This is a genomic window from Pedobacter sp. ISL-64 (assembly GCF_018613605.1).
Classification (GTDB): domain Bacteria; phylum Bacteroidota; class Bacteroidia; order Sphingobacteriales; family Sphingobacteriaceae; genus Pedobacter.
On the sequence record NZ_JAGGPU010000002.1, the window covers coordinates 77,806 to 99,689 of the forward strand.

23 protein-coding genes are annotated in these 21,884 nt (G+C 45.9%); 19 read left to right on the forward strand and 4 right to left on the reverse strand.

The genetic code is table 11. The features are described 5' to 3' along the window. Nucleotides 1–6: 6 nt before the first annotated feature. From J7E57_RS02880 to J7E57_RS02920, 9 genes are read left to right on the forward strand one after another with little or no spacing between them, the layout of a single operon-like run. Nucleotides 7–2,028 (forward strand): type IV secretory system conjugative DNA transfer family protein, encoded by a 2,022-nt coding sequence (locus J7E57_RS02880; protein WP_215125101.1) that lies wholly within the window; start codon nucleotides 7–9, stop codon nucleotides 2,026–2,028. Between the two features lie 30 nt (nucleotides 2,029–2,058). Next, nucleotides 2,059–2,490, forward strand: a complete 432-nt coding sequence (locus tag J7E57_RS02885) for a hypothetical protein (RefSeq protein WP_215125102.1) — start codon at nucleotides 2,059–2,061, stop codon at nucleotides 2,488–2,490. 17 nt (nucleotides 2,491–2,507) lie between these two features. After that, nucleotides 2,508–3,041, forward strand: a complete 534-nt coding sequence (locus J7E57_RS02890) for a M23 family metallopeptidase (protein WP_215164920.1) — start codon at nucleotides 2,508–2,510, stop codon at nucleotides 3,039–3,041. After that, nucleotides 3,031–3,204 (forward strand): hypothetical protein, encoded by a 174-nt coding sequence (locus J7E57_RS02895; RefSeq protein WP_215125104.1) that lies wholly within the window; start codon nucleotides 3,031–3,033, stop codon nucleotides 3,202–3,204. The genes J7E57_RS02890 and J7E57_RS02895 overlap by 11 nt, the downstream gene beginning before the upstream one ends. After that, nucleotides 3,197–4,474, forward strand: a complete 1,278-nt coding sequence (locus tag J7E57_RS02900) for an ArdC family protein (RefSeq protein WP_215125105.1) — start codon at nucleotides 3,197–3,199, stop codon at nucleotides 4,472–4,474. The genes J7E57_RS02895 and J7E57_RS02900 overlap by 8 nt, the downstream gene beginning before the upstream one ends. A gap of 14 nt (nucleotides 4,475–4,488) precedes the next feature. Then, nucleotides 4,489–5,289, forward strand: coding sequence for a DUF4099 domain-containing protein (locus tag J7E57_RS02905; RefSeq protein ID WP_215125106.1), 801 nt, complete (start codon nucleotides 4,489–4,491; stop codon nucleotides 5,287–5,289). Then, a complete protein-coding gene (locus tag J7E57_RS02910) occupies nucleotides 5,289–5,912 on the forward strand; it encodes a hypothetical protein (RefSeq protein ID WP_215125107.1) in 624 nt (207 codons plus the stop codon). Before J7E57_RS02905 ends, J7E57_RS02910 begins: the two co-directional genes overlap by 1 nt. An 18-nt stretch (nucleotides 5,913–5,930) precedes the next feature. Beyond that, entirely contained in the window at nucleotides 5,931–6,383 is a 453-nt protein-coding gene (locus J7E57_RS02915) for a PH domain-containing protein (protein WP_215125108.1), read from the forward strand. Nucleotides 6,384–6,425: 42 nt separating this feature from the next. Beyond that, nucleotides 6,426–6,653 carry a hypothetical protein gene (locus J7E57_RS02920; protein WP_215125109.1) on the forward strand — a complete coding sequence of 76 codons (228 nt, stop codon included), beginning with the start codon at nucleotides 6,426–6,428 and terminating at the stop codon, nucleotides 6,651–6,653. A 565-nt stretch (nucleotides 6,654–7,218) separates the two neighbouring features. Here the strand turns inward: J7E57_RS02920 and J7E57_RS02925 are convergent. Continuing rightward, complete coding sequence (locus tag J7E57_RS02925) at nucleotides 7,219–7,659, reverse strand: hypothetical protein (RefSeq protein WP_215125110.1); 441 nt, start codon at nucleotides 7,657–7,659, stop codon at nucleotides 7,219–7,221. A 137-nt stretch (nucleotides 7,660–7,796) separates the two neighbouring features. Between J7E57_RS02925 and J7E57_RS02930 the strand changes: the two genes are divergently transcribed. Then, entirely contained in the window at nucleotides 7,797–8,372 is a 576-nt protein-coding gene (locus J7E57_RS02930) for a hypothetical protein (protein WP_215125111.1), read from the forward strand. 75 nt (nucleotides 8,373–8,447) lie between these two features. Further along, nucleotides 8,448–9,422, forward strand: a complete 975-nt coding sequence (locus tag J7E57_RS02935) for a helix-turn-helix transcriptional regulator (RefSeq protein WP_215125112.1) — start codon at nucleotides 8,448–8,450, stop codon at nucleotides 9,420–9,422. Nucleotides 9,423–9,438: 16 nt separating this feature from the next. Here the strand turns inward: J7E57_RS02935 and J7E57_RS02940 are convergent, their stop codons facing one another. The 3 genes from J7E57_RS02940 to J7E57_RS02950 all read right to left on the reverse strand — a co-directional run bounded on the left by J7E57_RS02940 (nucleotide 9,439) and on the right by J7E57_RS02950 (nucleotide 12,296). Next, nucleotides 9,439–10,260 (reverse strand): heme ABC transporter ATP-binding protein, encoded by an 822-nt coding sequence (locus J7E57_RS02940; protein WP_215125113.1) that lies wholly within the window; start codon nucleotides 10,258–10,260, stop codon nucleotides 9,439–9,441. A 6-nt stretch (nucleotides 10,261–10,266) separates the two neighbouring features. Then, on the reverse strand, nucleotides 10,267–11,313 hold the full coding sequence (locus J7E57_RS02945) for a FecCD family ABC transporter permease (RefSeq protein WP_215125114.1): 1,047 nt from the start codon (nucleotides 11,311–11,313) through the stop codon (nucleotides 10,267–10,269). A gap of 95 nt (nucleotides 11,314–11,408) precedes the next feature. Then, complete coding sequence (locus J7E57_RS02950; RefSeq protein WP_251029775.1) at nucleotides 11,409–12,296, reverse strand: hemin ABC transporter substrate-binding protein; 888 nt, start codon at nucleotides 12,294–12,296, stop codon at nucleotides 11,409–11,411. A gap of 339 nt (nucleotides 12,297–12,635) precedes the next feature. Between J7E57_RS02950 and J7E57_RS02955 the strand changes: the two genes are divergently transcribed. The 8 genes from J7E57_RS02955 (at nucleotide 12,636) to J7E57_RS02990 (ending at nucleotide 21,434) form a co-directional block, all read left to right on the forward strand. Then, nucleotides 12,636–14,999, forward strand: coding sequence for a TonB-dependent receptor (locus tag J7E57_RS02955; protein ID WP_251029776.1), 2,364 nt, complete (start codon nucleotides 12,636–12,638; stop codon nucleotides 14,997–14,999). 49 nt (nucleotides 15,000–15,048) lie between these two features. Continuing rightward, complete coding sequence (locus tag J7E57_RS02960) at nucleotides 15,049–15,759, forward strand: HmuY family protein (RefSeq protein WP_215125115.1); 711 nt, start codon at nucleotides 15,049–15,051, stop codon at nucleotides 15,757–15,759. A gap of 11 nt (nucleotides 15,760–15,770) precedes the next feature. Further along, on the forward strand, nucleotides 15,771–16,544 hold the full coding sequence (locus J7E57_RS02965) for an HmuY family protein (RefSeq protein WP_251029777.1): 774 nt from the start codon (nucleotides 15,771–15,773) through the stop codon (nucleotides 16,542–16,544). Between the two features lie 22 nt (nucleotides 16,545–16,566). Further along, nucleotides 16,567–17,529, forward strand: coding sequence for a hypothetical protein (locus J7E57_RS02970; RefSeq protein ID WP_215125116.1), 963 nt, complete (start codon nucleotides 16,567–16,569; stop codon nucleotides 17,527–17,529). Nucleotides 17,530–17,680: 151 nt separating this feature from the next. After that, nucleotides 17,681–18,292 carry a hypothetical protein gene (locus tag J7E57_RS02975; protein ID WP_215125117.1) on the forward strand — a complete coding sequence of 204 codons (612 nt, stop codon included), beginning with the start codon at nucleotides 17,681–17,683 and terminating at the stop codon, nucleotides 18,290–18,292. A 72-nt stretch (nucleotides 18,293–18,364) separates the two neighbouring features. After that, entirely contained in the window at nucleotides 18,365–19,354 is a 990-nt protein-coding gene (locus J7E57_RS02980; protein ID WP_215125118.1) for a DUF5018 domain-containing protein, read from the forward strand. 12 nt (nucleotides 19,355–19,366) lie between these two features. Next, nucleotides 19,367–20,686, forward strand: a complete 1,320-nt coding sequence (locus J7E57_RS02985) for a S41 family peptidase (RefSeq protein ID WP_215125119.1) — start codon at nucleotides 19,367–19,369, stop codon at nucleotides 20,684–20,686. 190 nt (nucleotides 20,687–20,876) lie between these two features. Beyond that, complete coding sequence (locus J7E57_RS02990; RefSeq protein WP_215125120.1) at nucleotides 20,877–21,434, forward strand: biliverdin-producing heme oxygenase; 558 nt, start codon at nucleotides 20,877–20,879, stop codon at nucleotides 21,432–21,434. Nucleotides 21,435–21,884: the final 450 nt, after the last annotated feature.

Consider the following 21,884-nt stretch of genomic DNA (forward strand, 5'->3'; position numbering starts at 1 on the left):
TTACTTATGGAAGAAACGCGTGAACAGCAGAAGCTGCATGGGTTCATGCAGGGTGCCATTTATGTCATGGTCGCCCTGGAAGCGGCCGTTTTTATTTATATCCGTGCGCCTATATGGGGAATATTTGCCCATGCGCTTGCCAAGGTCAGCCTGATTCCGATCTTCGGGAACCTGGTCTACAGCAAACTGGCCACTTTATGCCTGATCTGCCTGGTAAGTATCGGAACGCTGGCCAAAAAGAAACAGGATCTTGACCCAAAAAACCATATTGTTTACCCTTTATCCCTGGGACTGCTGCTTTTCTTTGGCAGTCTCTGGTTTTATGCCCGCCCTTCGGCACTTGTTTTTCCCTACACCAGCTGGTTCAACCTGGCCTACCTGATCACTTCTTTTACCGGTGCTTTACTGACCAGTATTGCCATGGATAATATCTCTAAGATCATCCGCTCGGGTTTGGGCAAGGACATCTGGAACGTGGAAGGGGAAAGTTTTATGCAGCCGGTTAAGCGCATCGATACACCTTACTCTGTGAATATCCCGATGCAGTTTTATTATAAAGGAAAGGTCAGGGATGGTTGGATAAATGTATGCAATCCCATGCGCGCAACGATTCTGATCGGGACCCCGGGCAGCGGTAAGAGTTTCGGGATCGTAAATCCTTTCATCAGGCAGCTAATCGGTCAAAAAGAATTTTGCGCCTGTGTCTATGATTACAAGTACCCTGATCTGGGAAAGATCGCCTACTACCATTACCTGCTGGCTAAGCAGCAAGGAAGGTGTAAGGGCTACCGCTTCCATGTCATTAACCTTAACCAGGTAGAACAAAGCAGGCGTATCAATCCCTGGCGCAGTGATTACATCACTACGCTCGCCGAAGCCTCGGAAAGCGCGGAAGGTTTGGTAGAAGCGCTCAAAAAAGGGGATAAATCCGGTGGAAGCGACCAGTTCTTTACGCAATCGGCTATTAACTTCCTTGCGGCCTGTATTTACTTTTTTAGCCAATACCAGGGTGGTAAGTATTCCAGCCTGCCGCATGTCCTTTCATTTCTGAACCGCAGTTATGAGGAAATCTTCAAAACGCTTTTTTCTGAGCCGGAGCTGGTATCCCTGCTGTCGCCCTTTAAAAGCGCTTTTATGGCCAAAGCCTTCGACCAGCTAGAGGGCCAGGTGGGTACGCTGAAAATATTCATCAGCCGACTGGCCACCAAAGAAACCTATTGGGTTTTTTCAGGGGATGATTTTAACCTGAAGATTTCAGATCACAAGGCCCCTGGTATTGTTGTGCTGGCCAACGACCCTAATACCCAAAACATCAATTCGGCCTGCTACTCGGTAGTACTGAACCGGCTCACCAAGCTGATTAACAGTAAGGGTAATTTGCCTTCGGCATTGATCATAGACGAGGTGCCTACCTTATATATACATAAGGTGGAAAACCTGATTGCCGTAGCACGGTCAAATAAGCTAAGCATTCTTTTGGGGCTGCAGGAGCTGCCCCAGTTCCAGCAGCAGTATGGAAAGGATACGGCCGCCACAATCACGGCGGTGACCGGCAATGTGCTCGCAGGTTCGGTCCGCAATAAAGAAACCCTGGACTGGCTGGAGAAACTGTTCGGAAAAAATAAACAGATCGGCGAAGGACTTTCCATAGACCGAAATAAAACGTCCACTTCCCTTAACGAAAAGCTGGAATCCCTGATTCCGGCAGGTAAGATCGCCTCGCTCAATACAGGGGAAATGGTAGGCCTGATCGCCTCGGACGTCAAGGAGACCTACACCGGTAAGTTTGAAACTTCTGCAATTAACTGTAAAGTCAACCTTGACCGCAGGGAGCTGGAGACCGAGGAAGCCGGTTACAGGAACCTGCCTGTATTTTATGACTTCGGCGGGAAAAAGGATGAGGTACTGCGTCAGAACTTTCTCCGGATTAACCGGGAAGTAGAAAGTATCATCACACAATTTGTACCGCCTGCACCGGTTTCTCCTGCTATGCCTAAGGCATCCATGAAACCGGATGTCCCTCAATAATAAATTTCATCAACATTAAATTGAACGATCATGGATGAATTAACAGGCACCTATGTTTTGGTGCACCCGCAACTGCCATCAGATCCTGCAGCCAGGCAGGGACAGATCGGCATGATCACCTATGCCGATCTGGAAAAGGATGACGTGTACGTCAGCTTTGGCAAAGACGGTCCGGCTCTGTATGCTGCCGACGCGCTAATGGTACTCAAAAAGCCAGGAGATATCTATACTCACCTGATGAATGAAGCTAAAAATCTGACAAAGGACGACTATAAAACCCTTTTCCAGATCAACTTGCTGCAAAGTCAGGGTGATACAAAACAGATCAGGTCGGCTATGGAAATGGCCAGGGACAACTCTGCCGTCCGGGATTTCAGTATGACAACCCTCGATAAATTGGAGCTCCGCCAGGCAGAAAGCCGTGAAAAGGAAACATCGGTGTCCTTAGCGGTGGGCAGGTAATGCGCCGGCTTTGGATAGTGCCGCTGCTGTGCCTGCTGGCTACATCTGCCGATGGGCAAGTAAGCTGGACAGGGGATCATATCAGTATGCCCTTGAGGCATATCGCACTTACCTCAACATTCGGTTACCGGAAACACCCTGTTACCGGACTGTGGAAATTTCATAGCGGGACAGACCTGGCCGCCCGCCGGGATACAGTCTATAGCATACTAGATGGTATAGTGATCCGCTCGGGTTACGATCCCTACATGGGTTTAGGGATAACGATCGGCCACGGCGCGGATATTCAAACGATTTATGGTCACCTCTCCATGTTCTACGTAATGCCTGGCGATACAGTATCTGCCAGCCAGCCCATTGGACTAACAGGGAGCACAGGCATGGTGACCGGGGAGCATCTCCATTTTGCTGTCAGGTATGCCGGTCAGTATCTCCATCCGCTTCGGTTCCTGAAAGGACTATTTGAAAGACCACCGCCCAGAGCTAATGACAGCAGTGGTCGGATATCAAAAACCAGATTTTTAACAAAAACCAAGAACGATGATAAGTAAACATGCAACCGAGGTTTCCCTCACACGGAAACTACGTGAATTAATGGGTATGCAGGAAATTACCCTATCCGCCGAGGAGGCGGAATTGTATGGCGTATTGAGCGCTGACCTGCTGGAACCTGAATTTATGAACGAACAACAAGGAGAAAACGATTATGAGTAAGTTTAAAGCACTGCACGAACAGATTGCAGAAAAATTAATCAAAGAACTGGATGCCGGAACTTCCCCGTTTCAAAAACCCTGGTCGGATGATCCCAGCGCCGCTTTTGTCACACCTGTTAATCCGACCACCGGTAAGAACTACCGCGGGTTAAATGCATTATGGTTAGCCATGCAGAACCATCAGGACCCGCGATGGATGACACTCAAACAAGCCTCATTCAATAAGTGGACCGTAGAAAAGGGTTCCAAAGCCACCCTGATCAACTTCGTAAAAACAACGGATATCCGGCCCATCCGGGGAGAAAACGGGGAAAAGGTCCTGGATGAAAACGGGAAGGCCAAAACACAATTAGTGGAACTGGATAAGCCGGTCATTACCCAGGCCTGGGTGTTCAACGGCGAGCAGATCAAAGGTATTCCCGAACTCAAACAGGTGCAGCAGGAAAAGCAGAAAGAGCAGCAATGGTCACCAATCGAGAGGGCAGATCATATTGTACAATTAAGCAAAGCCGAAGTAAAACATGGCGGCAATGATGCCTTTTATAACCTGACCAAGGATTATATCCAGCTTCCAAAAAAAGAACAGTTTGATTCTGCCGCAAAATATTATGCGACCCTGCTCCACGAGATCGGCCACTGGACCGGTAACAAGGAAAGGCTCAACAGGCCCATGAAGGGGAGCTTCGGGTCAGAGGATTATGCCAGGGAGGAACTAAGGGCGGAAATCGCTTCGCTGATGCTCGGCAGTGAGATCAATATCGGCCATAATTTCGGCCAGCATGCCGCTTATGTGGAAAGCTGGGTGCAGATCCTGACCAAAGACCCTTTTGAACTACACAAAGCCGCGGCAGACGCCCAGAAGATCTTTGATTATATGATGGATATTGAGCAGAAAAGAGAGCTCAAACAAAATCAAAATGTTGCCCCTAAATCCAATGATAATGCCCTCAACAAGGGTGACGTTATACCTTATAAAAATGCTGAATACAGGGTGCTGGCAATTCTGAAAGGCAAAACCGCCCAAATGGTAGAACTTACTACCGGTAATAAATTCAAGCTGGGACCAAAAGACGGCTTGTACGCATCCCTGGTGAACGCACGTAATAACCCTGTTGAAATGGAAAGGACTCCCGATAAGGAATTGGGAGCCGGAAAATCGGTGGAAAGACAAAATTCCCCTGAACAGGAAAAAACCGGGGAACATCAGGAGCAGCCCGGCCAGGAACTGGAAATGGAAGGGCAAAACGCTGCCAGACAACTTAAACGTTAATAAACAAGCATCAGATGATTCAGCAAATTTTCAATGAACAGGACCTTCCGATGGAAGACCTTGAAAAAGTAGGCTTGGCTAAAAATGGCAAGCTTTTATTAACCTCCGGCGATCTTCAGGCATTAATTTGCGGCAGGCGGACAGATATGATGCGCCTGGAAAATCTTTCCTCCGAGCTGTTCGAAATCGAAAAGATAGACGCTAAAATTTCCTTAAAACCTAACGCCAGTGGAAATCTGGACCTGCTTATCCATCCTATATATAAGGAGGCGGACTACCCGAATTTTATAACCTATGCCGAAGCGGAGCAATTGCAAAAAGGCCAGACTGCCAATATCTGGAAAATGGTCAGGGATGAAGGTGGCGGCAAAACGGATGTTCTGGTCGAGTTTGATACCGATACCAACGAGTTCATCGTAACCGACACTGAAAGGATCCTGGTGCCCGATATGATCAACAATATCCTGCTTACACCCCAGCAGAAAGAACGTTATCGCAAAGGGCAGGAAGTTGAGATTGCCGATGGCACTGTTCTCCAGTATTCGGGAGCAGACAACCGGGGCATCAGGTCTAACAGGCTGGCGCTGGTTGCCTCTCTGCTCATCGATGGTGGAGTTTCCTATATGCTGTACAAAGGCCTGAATGCGGTTTTTGGAAAATCCGAAGAACAGGATGACCGCGCAAAGATGAGCAAAGAGTACCAGGCGGCGATTGCCGATATGAAGGCGCAATGGGAAGCGACTGGTCCTGTATCAACCTATGCTAAAAAGGACGAATATACCCGTGGCTACGGACGTAGCGGGGTATCAAGATAATGCATCCGTTTTTTACCAAACTTGGCGTTCCGCAGGAAATACAACATTTCCTCACCGGCCATTACCAAACTGACCAGGGTGGTAATCTGGTGTTTCCCTACGCGGATGGAATTGAACATTTTGGTTTTTCGTTCCACCTGGTGCCGGCTTCCGGAAATTTCTGGATGGCAGGCATCAGTGATCGCCAGCTCAGCCGCCATGTCATTATCGGCCATTCAGCAATGGAGCTGATCGCCTTTTTAACGCTTAACTTCCATTTGTTCAGACGCCTGGAAAACCTGTTGCTGCTGGCAACAGGCTCCGGCATAACCGCTTCACATCTTAACTGGATCGCAGCACACCTGCCGGGAAGATCCTATTCACTGGTGTTTGGCAACGACCTACTTGGAAGGGCGGCTGATCTGAAAGTTGCCGCAGGGATCCGCGGGATTCCTGTGGCAATTTCCATTCCCGTTAGCTCGGAGGTAAACGTTCGGTTCCGTTGTCGGAACTATAGTTTTGACCAGCAGCGGTTCAGCCTCCACGCTTTTGAAAAGGCCTCGGGGTATCGCTTTGGAATGAGAACATATAAAGCCAAGCGCTCATTGTCCTTTTTATCCCAGCTTGAATCCATCACACTTTAACCAGTTAAACCCCCGTCTATGAAACCCATCGATCAATACAGGCCATCGCCGATTTATGCCCTGGTTAAAATCCTTCCGCTGGCTGTTTTATCCTTACTGCTGGTCTACCTGTCCCTATATGCCGGGCCATTAATAATCGTTCCCGGAATGATTATCCCCATAGTTGCGGCCTATAAATACTTTTACATTTATTGTACTCGTTATCTTCTTACCCGGGATGAACTACAGGTAACCAGCGGGATATTCACTAAGCGGACCGAAAGCACAGAGCTGTTCCGGATTAAAGATTATGTAATCACCCAACCATTCTGGATGCGTATATTCCATCTGATGAGCGTGAAGCTCTTTACCAGCGACCGGACCACGAAAGAAATCCTGCTGTCCGGTATTCCGGCATCTGACTTTACCCAGGTCCTTCAGGATCTGGTACGTGAGGCCAGGCTCCGCAACAACGCAGTTGAGATAAGTTAAAAAATATTTGCAATTAGCTAAGTATATTAGTAATTTTAAATTATGAAAACGGTAGTTTATTTTATATTCACCTGTTTCATTTCAACGGGAGCCATGCTCGGTGCGTTGAATATGAAAAATCCATTTCCACTGTTTGCAATAGCGTTCGGGATCTGGGCATTATTTCTTTGGGGATGCGACAGACGCGCTAAAAAAGCGGCCCACAAACGCACGATGGAACGCGCTTTTCAGGATTTTGTGCGCATGAAAAAGCATCATCGTCATTTTTAACCCCTGGCTTTTCTATTTAGTATCCCTCCCTATATTTTTGTTGTCAACAGATCGAGAATGATTTGATAACCCTCTACCGCCAAAGGGATACAACACGCTTGGGAAAAGCCATATCCGGCAAAGCTGGATACCTGTCACCACACATCGCAGATCGTCTCTTCTGGTCTGCCCAATTCCTGCACGATAAAAAAACGCTCTACCTTCGGTCAAATTCTAACTTCGACCGGGATTCCATTGACACCCCCTGTGCCGTATATCCGCATCCGTGCCATCCATGCCTGCAAATGAATGCAGATCTTGATCACATCCTCTCGGTATACCATTCCCCCCAAGTTTCTTTTAACTATTCTTCCTTCACCCGCTGAAGGTATAGCATTTCATTTGGATGTTTCTAATTATAGATACAATCATTCTTATACCTAAACCGGCCCCGGCCTATGGTGTACAACGATTGTAATTGCCAATATGACAATAGAACAAGTTCTGCTCTCGTAAATTCCCTTTGACTCGTCTTTGGAATGACTTACAGCAAGCTTAGGCTGTAGTTTCGTTTATTGAATTTCAATTACATGTTATCGATCGTCTTTTGATCTTCATCTTGGAATTTTACATACCTGGAAAGATCCTTCACCATCTTTCGGGCAAAAAATGATTCATCTGAATTACTTTTCATCACATCGTCTTCTCCAAGATCGGCATTTGGACCATATAGGGAATACTTTAACTCTCGGCGCTGATGTAATTCATCCAGCTTACCATTTAATTGTTCAACTATCGAAAAATCAGGTTTACCATGAACCATCAGATCGGCAAAATCCTTATATGGCGCAAGATTGACCTTGATTACCTTCTGCATTACCTCTCCCCATTGAAAAACTTCCTTAACCGAGTATTCTTTGTTGTTCCTTGACTGCATCTCCATCGTCATAGCCAGGAACATCTCAGGAGTTCCGTTCCATTCTGGCTTGAACCTGAACATTTTTGAAAAGAATGAAAATAGTCCCATCTGCTTATCATTATTGATTCATACGTAAAGATAATCATACCGTATGAGATTTGCTAACCAGCTAACCGCCAATTCACTAATCATTTCTCAATGATTTGCTGAATTTTATTTTTTTTTCGCTTTTTTTGAGAAAGCTTATGGAAACACTCCTGATGGGATATTCAATTAAAGACTATTTTGAGGCAAACAGGCTTCTTGCGCAACAGATACAAAGTATGGAGCAGCTCAAAGCCAAGCCTTCCAATGTCCAGCTAGTCCGTGACGCTGAAAAACGGCTTGAAGCTGCTGCAAATTGCGTGGATGAACTCATTGAGATCTTTACCTGGGAGACTACCAATACCGATAAAATAAGGCTGGCTTTCATCCATATCGCTGTTGAAGTTGAAGATCAACTCCTTTTGATCAAACAATGCGGGCTTCATCCGAGCCCCTTCAATGGAACCGATAACAGGTTTAGGCTTGTGGAAGAACTTATTGATTCCTTCCGCATCGCTCTTTGCACCACAGGCGAATGCCAACCTATTGTCCGGCTTACAACGCGCGCACAGGAATGGAAATCCGAGGGTTTAATGGCCTATGTCAGGGATATGCAACGGCACCTAAATAATACGACATTTGATAACCTGCTGGAAGCACTAGTATATTTTGAAAAAAGCAGTGCCATGCTTCATATCTTTTTTAAGCTGTTGGATGAGCGAGGCCATTTAAAGTGATATTATTTAGAATGAATATAAATAAATGTATATTTGATGAGTACATATGAAATGATTTCCTAATCCTGCGAAAAAATGATAGTTAAGGCAAAAATTGAAACAGATAATGAATGGCTCCTTTTAGAAAACCTGCCCGACCAATACTCACCAGGTCACTATCTTTCAGAAAAACAGGTTACCATCAAAAATTTATCTGTTGGCATGAACAATTACCAGATCTCTACCAATGGCCTTTTTATCCTGCATTCAGAGATGAAGTTTGATCAGCCCGCCCGGATTGTTACCGAGGTAGAGGGTGAGGCAATCGCCTGCCAATTTATTTTCAGTAATGATCATTCGTCAAAGAAAATGCTTAAGCCTAGGCAGGGACGCAGCAGACATAACATAAGATATATTCCCTCGTCCAAAGAATCCTATGAAGTGAAACCGGGAATCGACTATGTCTATTTTCTTGTGGTGCTTTCTAAAGATTACTATCTGCATCTGGTTGATTTTCATTCGCCCCTACATGAAAAATTTGTGATGGAGATGGAACAGGGCATCTATACCTCTTTTGCCGAAAAGGATCTGTTTGTTACCCCGGAAATGCGCCGCTCGATTGATGACATCCTTTCTTGTAAACAGGATGGGGAACTCAAACGCATGTATACCGATGCCAGGATATTGGAACTGATCATGTACCAGTTGGAGCAATTTTCCAGTTTTCCAGATGAGGATAAATATACCTTCAAGAGCGAAGACCTCCTGAAGCTGGAAGAGGCCCGCGAAATTCTGGAGCAGCAGTTTATACAACCCCCAACGCAGAAGCAACTCTCGAAGATCATCTTTCTCAATGAGTTTAAACTCAGGAGCGGCTTTAAAAAGTACTATGGAACGACCATTTACGATTACATCACGGGGCTGAGAATGAAGCAGGCCCGGAAACTAATCGTGGAGGAAAAGAGGAACATGTACGAGGTAGGCGTTCTGGTAGGGTTTAAGCACCAGGGCAGCTTTACCCATGCCTTTAAAAAATATTATGGCATCCTTCCAAGTGAAGTGAGGAACTAGGTATCCTTTAATTTAATTATTGATCCGATCTCATATTTGAATTAAAATCTCCAGCCGCAAGATGGACCTCTAGTGGTAATATCTGCGTTTTGAGGGTTTGATTATCGGTATATGTAACCGCATTTATACTAAATGCCGTATAAATATGTGCTGAGGTCAGCACCTCTGCAGGCTGACCGTCCCACCATTTCCTGCCTCCTTTGAGCATCAGTATCCTGCTGGCATATTGTGCCGCCAGGTTGATATCATGCAGCACGGCTACTACCATGAACCCTTTCCTGGCCAGGGCTTTGACAATGGCCAGCGTTTGGTGCTGGAACTGGATGTCCATGTTACTGATGGGCTCGTCCAGTAGAAGGAGTCCATTGCTGACGTCCCAAAGCTGGGCAAGTACACGCGCCAGGTGTACGCGCTGCTGCTCTCCCCCGGATAAGGTCATCATCGAACGTTCATGCAAATGACTTATCCCACATACTTCCATCGTTTCCCGAACCGCCAGCAAGTCCTTTTCCAGGGGACTGCCCCCGAACTGTCCATATCTGCCCATCATCACGATCTCTTCCACACTAAAAGCCATACTGATGCTATGCTGCTGCTGGAGCATAGCTCTTTGCCGAGCAAGTTCCTTTTTCGAATATTCCTGCAGGTCGCTTCCATTGAGCACCACCCGGCCTGAACTGGGCTGCTTTTCACCCGATAGCAAGCGCATCAGCGTTGACTTGCCAGCACCATTGGCACCTAGAACAGCCACCATTTCTCCACTGCGGATGCTAAAGGAAACATCCCTTAACAAGGGTCGTTTATCTATTTCGAAACAAACGGATTCAACTCTCAGCATAATTTATCAATTAAGGATCTTCTTTTTATCCCGGATCAGTATGTATAAAAATAATGGGGTTCCAAGTAAAGCCGTTATGACACCGATCGGCAGCTCGATAGGCTGTGCCAGGATACGGGAAAGCATATCGGCGAGCGTAAGTACCAGTGCGCCAAACAAGGCTGAAGCAGGTAAAACAAAACGATGATCGGCCCCGGCCAGCAGGCGTATGGTATGTGGAACCAATAGTCCAACAAAGCCAATGATTCCGGATACCGCCACCGACGCACCCACTGCCATTGTGGCCAGTAACACGACACATGCCTTAATGCGCCCAGGGTTCAGGCCAATCAGCTCGGCCTGGCTTTCCCCAATGGCGAATAAGTTCAGCCCTTTACTGAATAGTGGCAGAAGGCAAACTGGTATCAGGACAAACGGCAATAGACACAGCACATTTTCCCATGTTGCCCCACCGAGGCTTCCCAGCATCCAAAAAGTGATCGTGCGCAATTGTTGTTCATCAGCCAGATAAGTCACCAGCCCCGTTAACGCGCCGGCCAGGGCATTGATCGCAATCCCTGCAAGCAGCATGGTGGCTACATTTGGCCTCCCCTCTGTTTTGGAGAGCGAATAGACCAATAAAGAGGCAACTCCCGCTCCAACAAAGGCGCCAAAAGCGAGCAAATAATATCCAAGCAGATTACTCAGCCCAGCAAACAGGGTACCCTCAAGTGCAATAATCGCTACGGCCATCAGCGATGCACCTGCCGAAATCCCCATAAGCCCCGGCTCTGCCAGCGGATTACGGAAGATGCCTTGAATAGCAGCTCCGGATATTCCGAGCGCAGCTCCAACAAGAATACCCAACAAAATGCGTGGTAAGCGGATCATGAACATGACCCCTTCATTAACCGGATCTGTTTGGATATTCGCAAACAGGCCTGTCTTTTTCCCAAGGATAACCAGTACTTCCTTTACTGGAATCTGCATAGCTCCCAAACCAAAAGAAAAAGATACGGACACCAAAAGTGCCGTTAACAGGGAGATAAAAATTATTGTCTTTTTTGTACGCATCAGTTATTCTTAAAGTATCACGGCATCTAAATGATACCTTTGTGCTGGGCTGAAACCCACCAACGTTTTTTTATGGTAATATCTAAACCCGATGCTTATCTTAATTTCCTGTTCAGCTCTGTGACCGCCTGCGGCAGACGGACACTGAAATTGATCAGCAGTGGCCCATCCATGGTAATGATTTTTTTGTTTTTACCCGCGTTAGTGAATTCTACCCCCGGCATCGTCAGCATTTCTTCTTTGCCTCCAAGGCTCGTCAATCCAAAATCGAACAGCAGTATCACATCCGGATTTGCCTTTACCATCGCTTCGGTGCTATAGGGCTTAAATTCGTTAAATTCCTGTATGGCATTTCTGCCGCCCGCAAGTCCAATAATTGCATCAATACTGCTTCCTTTTCCCGCAACACTCATCGTACCCGTTCCTCGCGCATAAATGAAGAGCACCTTAGGCAGACTACCTTTATCCGCTTTTATCATCCTGAGCGCATCAGCAATCTCCTTTTCAGTTCTTTTTGCCACAAGTTCACCTTTTTCTTTCAGTCCAATAGCAGTTGCAATCTGCCGGATAAATGCTAGGCTCCCCTTGACTGTATATTCCTGTTTTATCGGTACGACTTTGATTCCTACAGATTTCAAATGGATGATGGTTTCCCTGGAAAGATCCCCCTCCGGTGCCAGGACCAGCTGGGGTCGATAGGAAGCTATTCCCTCTGCCGAAACTGATCTGTTGCGGCTTACCTTCGGCAATGCCTTCGCCTGTGCGGGGGAAACACTGGTAACGTCTGCCGCGACAATATTGGAGCCTAATCCCAGCGCAAATACAGTTTCTGTAATAGCGCTGCTAAGGGTAATAATCCGCTTTGGCGACTGCCCGTACGTATAAGCGGATAGCATTAAAAACATTCCTATAAGCCACAAAATTCGGTGGCATTTTATTTTTTCTTCCTTTGGTTGTCTACTATTCTCTTTGATATTACCCATTAAATGTATATGCTCTTTTGCTACAAAGCAAAGCTTTAATTAATCTAAATACAAGCTCTTAACTGAGTTTAAGCGTTGCAAATTCAGTGAAAGAGTGCTGGGGTATCGAATTTGTAACTAATATAAAATACTGATAATAAGTGTATTGTATCGGATTTTATTCCGAGCCGTGCAGTTCACCATCCGCATATATAGGGTGTAAATAATACGGATTGCACAAATAATAATACAGATCGCACAAAAGAAAATACGGATTGCACAAACCAACTATAAAGAGTAATGCGGATGTTTGTATCGTCTTTATTTAGATTGAATAAAAATAAGGAGTCTTTGAATTAAATGAGAAAACTTTACATGCTGTTTATCTTAACCATATCTGCAAACACCGCACTGATCGCCCAAACCCGGGGCGGGTTGAAGGGTATTGTGGTGGATGAATTGGGCAAGCCCCTGCTGGGGGCTACAATTCGCCTGGAACCCGACAGGCATATGACCGAAACCGATTCCAAGGGCGAATTTACACTGAAAAATATTTTCCCCGGCACCTATACCATAAATGTTACGATGATAGGCTTTAAAGCCTATTCCGGCAAAACAATTATTACGCTGGGCAAAGTCTCTACCACGAAATTGCATATGGACGCCAGTCAAAGTGAATTGACCGAAGTCGCCGTCTCGGGAACACGTTCGGCACCGGACAACCTGATTGAAGCAGAACGGAGCGCGATGCCAGTCACGGTAATCAGCCGCCGTACGATTGAGCTGATGGGCAGCCGCAGACTCGATGAGGTACTCAAAGAGCAGACCGGCGTGGCAATAGTCAATAACATTGGCGGAGGCGCCCGCTCGGTCGGTGTACAGATGCAGGGCTTTGGTAGCGAATACGTCATGATCCTGATCGATGGGCAGCCAATGGTCGGCCGCAACAGTGGCAATTTCGACCTGTCGCGCATCAGCGTTTCCAATATAGAACGTATAGAAATTATCAAAGGTGCCACCTCCTGCCTGTTCGGCAGCGAGGCCCTGGGCGGAGCGATCAATATCATTACCCGTCATGGGGCTTTACAGCCGCAGGCGCTGGTCTCAATGCAGTATGGAAGTTTGAATATCATGGATGCAACGCTGGAAGGCGAAACACCGTTTGCCGCTCAGCGTGGTTCTGTGAACTTCTCTGCCAATTACTACCGGGCCGATGGGTTTAACACTGATCCAAATTTTATACTTGGAGGAGGTTCTTCTGCTCCTTACGATAATTACGCCCTGCAGGGAAGGGCACGTTATAGGGTAGCTAAGAACAGCACATTCGGCGTTAGCGGCCGGTATGGACTTAGGAAATCGTTTATGTCGAAAGATTTTGGTTTGGGTATCGTCTCGGGTGATAGCCAGGATGAAAAGGACCTGAACCTTTCGGCTACTTTCGATCATAATTTCAGTTCCGCCATGCGTAGCATGAGCCGGTACTATTTCTCAAACTTCTCTGCAGACCAGAGCGTTGCCTGGCAGCAGACGGGTGCTACGGCAAGTAGCGATGTTTTCCGACAGACCCTGCACCGATTCGAGCAGCAGTTTACTTATGCTATTGATAACAGCATTAAATTTACTGGAGGATTAGGCGGCAGCCTGGAAAATATGAACGATGTGGCACTGACTGATCCGGGCACATTGAGCACCGCTTTTGGGTATGTACAGGGCGACTGGCAGCTCAGCGAAAGATTAGGCGCGGTCGGCGGTCTGCGATATGACCATACAAACAGCTTTGGAGGAAAGCTTAACCCCAGCTTAGGCATACAGTATCATATCCTGCCTACATTTACCCTGAAAGCAGGTGCCGGAACAGGGTTTAAAGCGCCGGACTTTAAACAGCGGTACCAGGTATTTTATAATCCTGCCGTCAACTACTTGGTCATAGGAAAGGATGTACTTCGTCAGACCCTTGAGCAATTGCAGCGAGAGGGTCAGATCAGTGAGATCAATCAGAATTTACTCAACAGGTTGGATGGGCCACTGCAGGCCGAAAGGAGCACTTCACTGAACACGGGCTTTATTTGGCAACCAAGTCGAAGCCTCAAAATAGAAGGTGGCGTTTTTTTACATAATATTCGTAATCAAATCAATAGTCTCACAATTGCTACCGGCAGCAATAACCGTCAGATTTATACTTACCAGAATATTGCCAGAGCAGTCAACAAAGGAATTGACATTTCAATAGCCGCAAAGCCTTTAAAGGACCTTGAGTTAAGTGCAGGCTATCAATACCTGATCGCTAAGGATAAGAGCGTAGCCGACAGTATCCGTTCTGGCCGCTATCCCTACAATCAGAACATCCATGATCCGGCGACCGGAAACTCATATCCGCCCAAGCCCTCGGATTACTGGGGGATTGAGAACCGGTCAAGGCATATGCTTAATCTCAAGGCATTCTACGCTTACCGTCCCTGGAACATGAATATCAACCTGAGAGTAAGCTACCGAGGGAAATATCCATTTGAGGACCGAAATGGAAACCAGTTCATTGACCGCTACGATACTTTTGTTTCTGGGTACTTCCTGGTCAATGCTGCGGCAGAAAAGAAACTAATGAACCAGCACCTGAGTGTAAGGGTGACCGCCGATAATATCATGGACTATACGGATAGGCTCCTGCCCGGACAGCCGGGAAGGGTAATATTGGCCGGTCTTACGTATCGCTTTTACAAGGACTAAAATCTATAATGAATTTACAAATAATCAATAAAATGAACAGAAAAATACGATGAGGAATACAATAATTACAAAACGTTTGGTATGGCTGGTATTGGCTCTTCCCTTACTGATCGCTTCCTGCAAAAAAGATGAAGTTGGACCTTCTTTGGAGGATGGAAAAAGTACCGTGATCAACGACCTGGCCGGGGACACCCAGGCATCAATGGGTAATGCTACACCGGGCAAGGAACAACGTCCATTCTACATTTTTCTTTTCCGATTCAAAGACCAGAAACAGATCTGGATCCGCAATGCCGCAGATTCCGCGCAGTACCTGAAAACCAAGGATTGGGATATTGCCTTTACCGGGCCTTACAACAGCGAGGTTTATGTAAATGACAAGGATTACCAATACAATCCCGGTTTTGGCGGTACCGCAGAAAGTTCCGTGGTCATGCTGAACAAGTCTTATGATAATGTGAGTCAGGCGCCGCAGGACCAGGATTTTAACACCAGCGATATTACCAAGATCGGTTGGGCGGCATCGGAATCTATTCCGGGTTGGTTTTTCTATAGCCTCAACACCCATATATCGCAGGCGATTCCCAATCGCACTTTTGTTATTCACCTGCCTGACGGCAAGTATGCAAAGCTGCAGCTCATCAGCGTTTATAAGGGAAACCCGCCCACGGTAACCGACCTGAACTGGCCGGCTCCATATCTAACCTTCCGCTATTACGTCCAGCAGGACGGCAGCAAGAATCTTTCCACCAGCAACTAGCAAATCACATCATGTATCACAGATCTATCATTCAACATTTAACGCGTTTTAGACGCTATAGCAGAAGTGCATTATTCGTGTTCGTTTCAGCGCTTATCATCACCGGCTGCTCGAAGAGTAACGAGCCGGCCCCCGAGCCGGAACCACCGGTCGTGCCCGGTAGTGTAGCATTTAACAAATTGATCACCGTTTCCAATTTTGGGGAGGCCTTGCCCGAAGGTAGCCAGCCGCTTGACGATCAGGCACCCATTTACTTCAGCCTGGAAAACAATGGCTCTGTGCCTTTGGACTATAAGCGGACAAGCCGTTGGGATGTCTCCTTTGCAGGCACCTACCGCAGTTTCATGGGTGGCAACAATGGCAGTAATCCATTGAACCTGGGAACCGGAGGCCCTGGAAAAGGCGGCATTATGGTACTTGAAAAGAATTTTGATCAAGTGACCGATGTACCCACTGACGAACAGTTCAAAACAGGTTCGACTTTGATCGGCGCCGATGCGTCCGGGGCGTATGGTATGGGCACCGGCTATTACTACTATGATTTTGACGGAAAAGGAAAGGGTGACGGCAGTTATGAGTACCAGCACGTGGCCTATGCACTTCAGGATACAAGAACCGTGATCGTTCGTACCGCAAATGGTAACTATGCCAAGATCAAAATGCAGAGCATTTATAAGGATCTACTTGATCCCGCTACCTGGAGAAGAAATTCGCCCCATCCTTACTTCAGCTTCCAGTACGTGCTCGCAAAAGCGGGCAGCAAAAAGTTCACCATCGATAAATAATATAATTATAATCTAATCTTCCATGAAAATTAAATATGTACTTCTTTTTTTTGTGCTAGCTGCCGTTTCTGGCTTTACTTCCTGTAAAAAAACGGTCGGCCTAGATCCGCTTCCGCAGAACCAGATCCTGGAATACAAAGTGAGCAATATTAGCGACACGGTGATCTATGGAGCCATAGATCAATTAGACAAGACCATCACGGTTTATGTGCCCTATTATTATGGGCTCAACCTGATCGACCCAAAAATAGTTGTATCACCGGGCGCATCTTTAAGTGAGGCAATATTGCCGGTTCGGCTTACCGAACTGAATCAAACCTATACCGTTAAAGCAGCGGATGGGAGCACCAACACCTACAAACTGGTGATCGTGCAGCAAAACACCCCGTCACTTTCGGTATCCTGGTCGCCGAGTTTATCCAACCCCCTTTCATATCCCAACTATACCCTACCTGCGATCTATGGAGATTTCAGGTCACAGAATGGTGCTTTAGCTACCGTAGAACTTACGCACCAGAGGTCCGGGAAAGTAGTTTCTTTAAGCGGGGGCAACATAGGGATAGTCCGTAACGGCGAGCCACAATATCAATTAACTGGGCTAACTATCCCAGCCAATATTGATACTGGTTATTACGGGATTAAGGTTGCTTTTTTAGGCCATAACGCTGAGGTAAACAAGCCGGTTCACATCATCCACCGTCAGCCGGACGTACTGGTCCCTTCCCGCGTCGCCAAACAGGGGGAATCCTTTACCTTCACGGCTTTCAACAGTATTTTCCTGAATCTTAAGTCTGTTAAAGTCCGGCTGAATGGGGGAAGTACTTATGACCTTGTCATTGTCAGTTATACCCCAACCGAGATGGCCCTCAGGGTTCCCGATAATTTTCCGGTAGGCAAGTACGACTACACTGCACAGTACCTTTTTGAATTTGATACCTGGAGAACCGTAAGCAAGTACGGGGATCTGACTATAAACCCAAAGTAAAGCATGTTCGACCGCCTTGTGTACAGGGGCTGTTCTTCATATAATTCACCAAAGTATAACACAAACCCTATCGCCAATGAAACAAAAAAGAAAGAATACATCGAATGAATGACACTAATTATTAATTATTAGAATTAAAAAAATAAAAAACATGAGAAATTTATTTAATACACTTTTTGCGGTAGCTGCTATCGCCATAACCATATCGTCCTGTAAAAAGGATAACCAGACCGCTTCTCCTTCAGACAAACTGAGCCTTTCTAAAGAGGTTGCCACTGTTACGCCTGTAACCTCAGACACCATCTATGGCCACTGGGCTAACCCAAGGGGCGGTAATTTTGGTTCTATATATGTAAACCTTACCAGTGCAACATTGGATACAGCTTCGACAACTAATCCAAGGTTCGATATCGTATTGAACAATTTCAACAACTCCTTTGTGCAAGGTGTAAACGGCTATACAGTTGAGTATATCAATGACCCGTTGGTTAATTTTAGCACGATTGGTACCACCACTACAGGGATTACTCAACTTTCTATTGGTCAAAGTACCACAGGTGCAGGCCCAACTCCCTCTGCTAACGGCTGGTATACCTATGCTCCTCCAGGTGGGATTACATTAGTGCCGGACTTTTACATTATTGCCCGCTCTAATACGCCAAGTAAACCAAGCTATGCCTTGAAGTTTACCTATGCAATTGGCCAGGGAACCGCTACCTTGAACCGCGGAAAGTATATCATCCAATACGGACCAATACTGTAGCGACTATTGTCCTAATGTTCCCGGGATTCCCGGGAACATTAGTGCTTAAAAAATCCAATTAATTCAACTAAAATGAAGCCCAAATTCAAAATATTTACCATTACATTTTTCCGAACACTGCTCTTATGTGCATGTGGTACGCTGTTATTTTTGATACCTTCCTGCAAGAAAGAATACACGCCTTTTCCCTATGCGGCCATAGAACGTTTCGAGGTGAGTGACGGCAGCACTGCCGCAACGAAACTGAAGGCAATTATCGAAGGTGATGAAATCTATTTTTCATGGCCGCCGTTTGTAACGGTGCCTGACTCTATCAGTCCGGAAATAACGGTATCCGACCGGGCTACGGTAAGCCCTGTCTCTGGCACAAAAGTGGCTTTTAAAGAAAGTACAGAATATACGGTAACCGCACAGGATGGCACGGTGAGAAAATATACGCTCAAGCCCGCCAGTAATGAGCCAATACCCACTTTTAACTTACGGAGCGTAATTAATTTGCGTTTAGGCGGCCAAATTGTACTTGACGGGGAGTATCTTATTGCAGATACCAACAGAACAAAGGTCTATCTGGTTGATCAGAATAAGAAGCAAACACAGGTTCCTGGCAACAGCTTTCTAACCTTAAATTCAGCGATGATTCAGGGTATTATACCATTAACGATTGATACCGGTTTGTACTCTGTCAGACTTGTAACGGACGCTAATAAGGTCAAAACGCAGGGACCGTTTAGGGTTATTCGCCCGTTCCTCACTGGTGTGGTAGTGAATGATGCCGGAAAATCTGTTAAAAGGGGAAATTCAATAACCGTGTCCCTCACCGGGCCGACAGCAAAATTTTACGATAATGATTTTAAAGGGAGCACAGCCATTTTATACTTGATGCCAAATTATGATGAAATCAGGATACCAGTAACCATCCCGGTAAATGGGACTTTGAATATCGTGCTTCCGGTCACAGCACAGCTCGGAAAGATCGGATCGATCTATTTTGAAGATAAAAATGGTAATTATATTTACTCATGGGAGGCACCGGCTCAATCAGAAGTTACCATCGTCCCCTGATAACCTCAGAATATGGAAAGAAGCCATAAATCAAATGATCATTTACGAGATGGTAAAAGCATGATGAATAAAACGCCTATGCTCTTTATCTTTTGGTTGTGCATACTTTCAGGGTGCAAAAAAGACAGTTCACCAAATGAGGAAAACATTTCACCAAGAACCGGAACCCGGATGCAGTTTACACTTGACTCAATTTATCTGTATGCCAAACAGGTTTATCTTTGGAGCGACGCTGTACCGTCTTATAATGTTTTCAATCCGCGCAACAACTACGGAGGTATTTCTCCCGAAATAGGCGCATTCAGAACAGAATTGCTGGATATTTCACAATTAAAGACTAACCCGGCAACAGGCAAGCCTTTTGAATTCCTGGTCACTACTGGTAACCCAAAATATTCTTTCCTGCAAAATGGAACAACCATAACGTCAAGAAATGCCGGGCCTATCGTAACGGGTAATGCTATCCTGGCACATTCAATATTCAGTTCAGGTGCAGATAAGGTGGCCTACCTGGCGCTTGGCTCGTTCCCCGATCTCAGTACATGCAAGACCGACCTTGATAATGCCTTTGAGGAGTTTGCCTCTGCGGCTCCTCATCATTTAGTTATAGATTTAAGATCAAATGGTGGAGGATATGTAGAGACAGCGGAATATGTCGCCAACCTGATAGCGCCATCATCTTTAAATCACAAGATCATGTTTGCCGAGCAATTTAATGACCAAATGCAGAATGGAAATGCAACGATCTTAACTCACCAGCCTTACCTGGACGAAGCTGGAAACCCAATAATTTATAAAGGCAGGAATGCAACGATGGCGGATGTTGACTATACCGAAGCCGGAAATACCTACAAATTCAACAAAAAGGGGAGCCTTGAGACCATAAATGATGTTTACTTCATTGTATCCGGACGCACCGCATCGGCTAGCGAACTGCTGATCAGTAGTTTGAAGCCCCATTTCAATGTCAAGCTGATCGGCGAGAAAACCTACGGTAAGCCCGTCGGATTCTTTGCCATCAATATTGACAGATACAGTGTTTATCTTTCCAGCTTTCTGATACGTAATGCCAACGGCTGGTCCGATTATTTTGACGGTATTGCGCCGGATGTGACCATTTCGGGTGCCAGCAACCCTATTTTCGGAGACCCAGGAGAAGCCTGTTTAAACAAGGCTCTGGAACTGATTAATGGTAGCGCGGTTTCAAAATTGGCAAACGCAATTGTTCGGGCAAAGGTCATGCAGGCATCTCCAAAAAGGTTATTTATACAAGCGGATACGGCTGCTGCAAACTTTGGTATGTTAGAATACCGTTTTAAGTTGAAGCAATAGCCAAATCACTCACTGATGAAGAATACGGATTGCACAAAACATAATACAGATCGCACAAAAGAAAATACGGATTGCGTAAATCGACAACGAGGACTTATTCAGATGTTTGCATAGTCTATTTGTAAACCAGATGCTCTATTGTAATCAATTGACATTGACCGCCATTTATTTAACTATTAACATAATAAACATGCTAAGTACAAACATTAAAGAAGCGACTAAAATATCTCACCAGGAGCTGGAAGCAAAAGTAGTAAGAAAGTTAAAAGCCATTCGGAGCGAAGCAGATTATGCCGATGTGCTGAAATATTTTTATGCCTATTTTAGCAGCCTGGAAAAAGCGATAGCGCCTTATATCACCAAGGACGTTTTACCTGATTACCCCAGCAGACGTAACTCCAGTTACCTGAAAAGAGATATTGAAGAATTGGGATCAGCTATAACCGACCTTCCGCCGGTGACTGTGCCGGCTATCACCAATACCGTGGAAGCATTAGGTGCACTATATGTGATGGAAGGTTCCATCATGGGAGGACCATATATTGTGCAGATGCTGAACAAAGGCGGTATCAAAAAAGGTGTGTCTTTTTTCTCCGGGTACGGTGAAGCGACCGGCCAGATGTGGGGAACATTTGTCGAGGTATTAAACAACTCAGCCAGCAACGAGAAAGAGGCGCTCGCTATTAAAGCCGCTGGCGATACATTTTCAAATTTCTCTGAGGTATTCGGGGACCTCAAAGTAGCATAACAGTGGAGGTCACACATTCAGATTTCGGTGCTTTTTCTCCACGCTGGCTATCAATTGTAAGCCCGTAGCGGCGCACACAATGTACAGCTCATTTCAACGAGCTATACTGATTACGATGTTATTTGACAGGAGTGTATGTGTTAATGCTATAACGCCAAGTCGAAGCATTAATTTAATTTGATCATGCAGCCAACAAACATAGCTATAGGTATTTTCGGTTTGGATGCGGCGGTGGTTTTATTGGCACCGCTTTTAGATGGGTATATATAGAAAAAATATCGCCAGGTATCAACACCTAAACGATTTTTTCAGCCATGTTCGCTGCGACGGGTCATCGTACCACTTTGTTTACCGTTACGCTGATATCCCTGGTTTTGATTGCGCTTATATTCAGAAGCATGGGATAGATTGATGAAAACGTAACGATTGTAAAATCAGGATGCCTATGAA

Excerpts from the sequence above, each read along its gene's own strand:
- J7E57_RS02880 (WP_215125101.1), top strand. The coding sequence starts at position 7 with ATGGAAGAAACGCGTGAACAGCAGAAGCTGCATGGGTTCATGCAGGGT.
- J7E57_RS02885 (WP_215125102.1), top strand. The coding sequence starts at position 2,059 with ATGGATGAATTAACAGGCACCTATGTTTTGGTGCACCCGCAACTGCCA.
- J7E57_RS02895 (WP_215125104.1), top strand. The coding sequence starts at position 3,031 with ATGATAAGTAAACATGCAACCGAGGTTTCCCTCACACGGAAACTACGT.
- J7E57_RS02900 (WP_215125105.1), top strand. The coding sequence starts at position 3,197 with ATGAGTAAGTTTAAAGCACTGCACGAACAGATTGCAGAAAAATTAATC.
- J7E57_RS02905 (WP_215125106.1), top strand. The coding sequence starts at position 4,489 with ATGATTCAGCAAATTTTCAATGAACAGGACCTTCCGATGGAAGACCTT.
- J7E57_RS02910 (WP_215125107.1), top strand. The coding sequence starts at position 5,289 with ATGCATCCGTTTTTTACCAAACTTGGCGTTCCGCAGGAAATACAACAT.
- J7E57_RS02915 (WP_215125108.1), top strand. The coding sequence starts at position 5,931 with ATGAAACCCATCGATCAATACAGGCCATCGCCGATTTATGCCCTGGTT.
- J7E57_RS02920 (WP_215125109.1), top strand. The coding sequence starts at position 6,426 with ATGAAAACGGTAGTTTATTTTATATTCACCTGTTTCATTTCAACGGGA.
- J7E57_RS02925 (WP_215125110.1), bottom strand. The coding sequence starts at position 7,659 with ATGGGACTATTTTCATTCTTTTCAAAAATGTTCAGGTTCAAGCCAGAA.
- J7E57_RS02930 (WP_215125111.1), top strand. The coding sequence starts at position 7,797 with ATGGAAACACTCCTGATGGGATATTCAATTAAAGACTATTTTGAGGCA.
- J7E57_RS02935 (WP_215125112.1), top strand. The coding sequence starts at position 8,448 with ATGATAGTTAAGGCAAAAATTGAAACAGATAATGAATGGCTCCTTTTA.
- J7E57_RS02940 (WP_215125113.1), bottom strand. The coding sequence starts at position 10,260 with ATGCTGAGAGTTGAATCCGTTTGTTTCGAAATAGATAAACGACCCTTG.
- J7E57_RS02945 (WP_215125114.1), bottom strand. The coding sequence starts at position 11,313 with ATGCGTACAAAAAAGACAATAATTTTTATCTCCCTGTTAACGGCACTT.
- J7E57_RS02950 (WP_251029775.1), bottom strand. The coding sequence starts at position 12,296 with ATGGGTAATATCAAAGAGAATAGTAGACAACCAAAGGAAGAAAAAATA.
- J7E57_RS02955 (WP_251029776.1), top strand. The coding sequence starts at position 12,636 with ATGAGAAAACTTTACATGCTGTTTATCTTAACCATATCTGCAAACACC.
- J7E57_RS02960 (WP_215125115.1), top strand. The coding sequence starts at position 15,049 with ATGAGGAATACAATAATTACAAAACGTTTGGTATGGCTGGTATTGGCT.
- J7E57_RS02965 (WP_251029777.1), top strand. The coding sequence starts at position 15,771 with ATGTATCACAGATCTATCATTCAACATTTAACGCGTTTTAGACGCTAT.
- J7E57_RS02970 (WP_215125116.1), top strand. The coding sequence starts at position 16,567 with ATGAAAATTAAATATGTACTTCTTTTTTTTGTGCTAGCTGCCGTTTCT.
- J7E57_RS02975 (WP_215125117.1), top strand. The coding sequence starts at position 17,681 with ATGAGAAATTTATTTAATACACTTTTTGCGGTAGCTGCTATCGCCATA.
- J7E57_RS02980 (WP_215125118.1), top strand. The coding sequence starts at position 18,365 with ATGAAGCCCAAATTCAAAATATTTACCATTACATTTTTCCGAACACTG.
- J7E57_RS02985 (WP_215125119.1), top strand. The coding sequence starts at position 19,367 with ATGGAAAGAAGCCATAAATCAAATGATCATTTACGAGATGGTAAAAGC.
- J7E57_RS02990 (WP_215125120.1), top strand. The coding sequence starts at position 20,877 with ATGCTAAGTACAAACATTAAAGAAGCGACTAAAATATCTCACCAGGAG.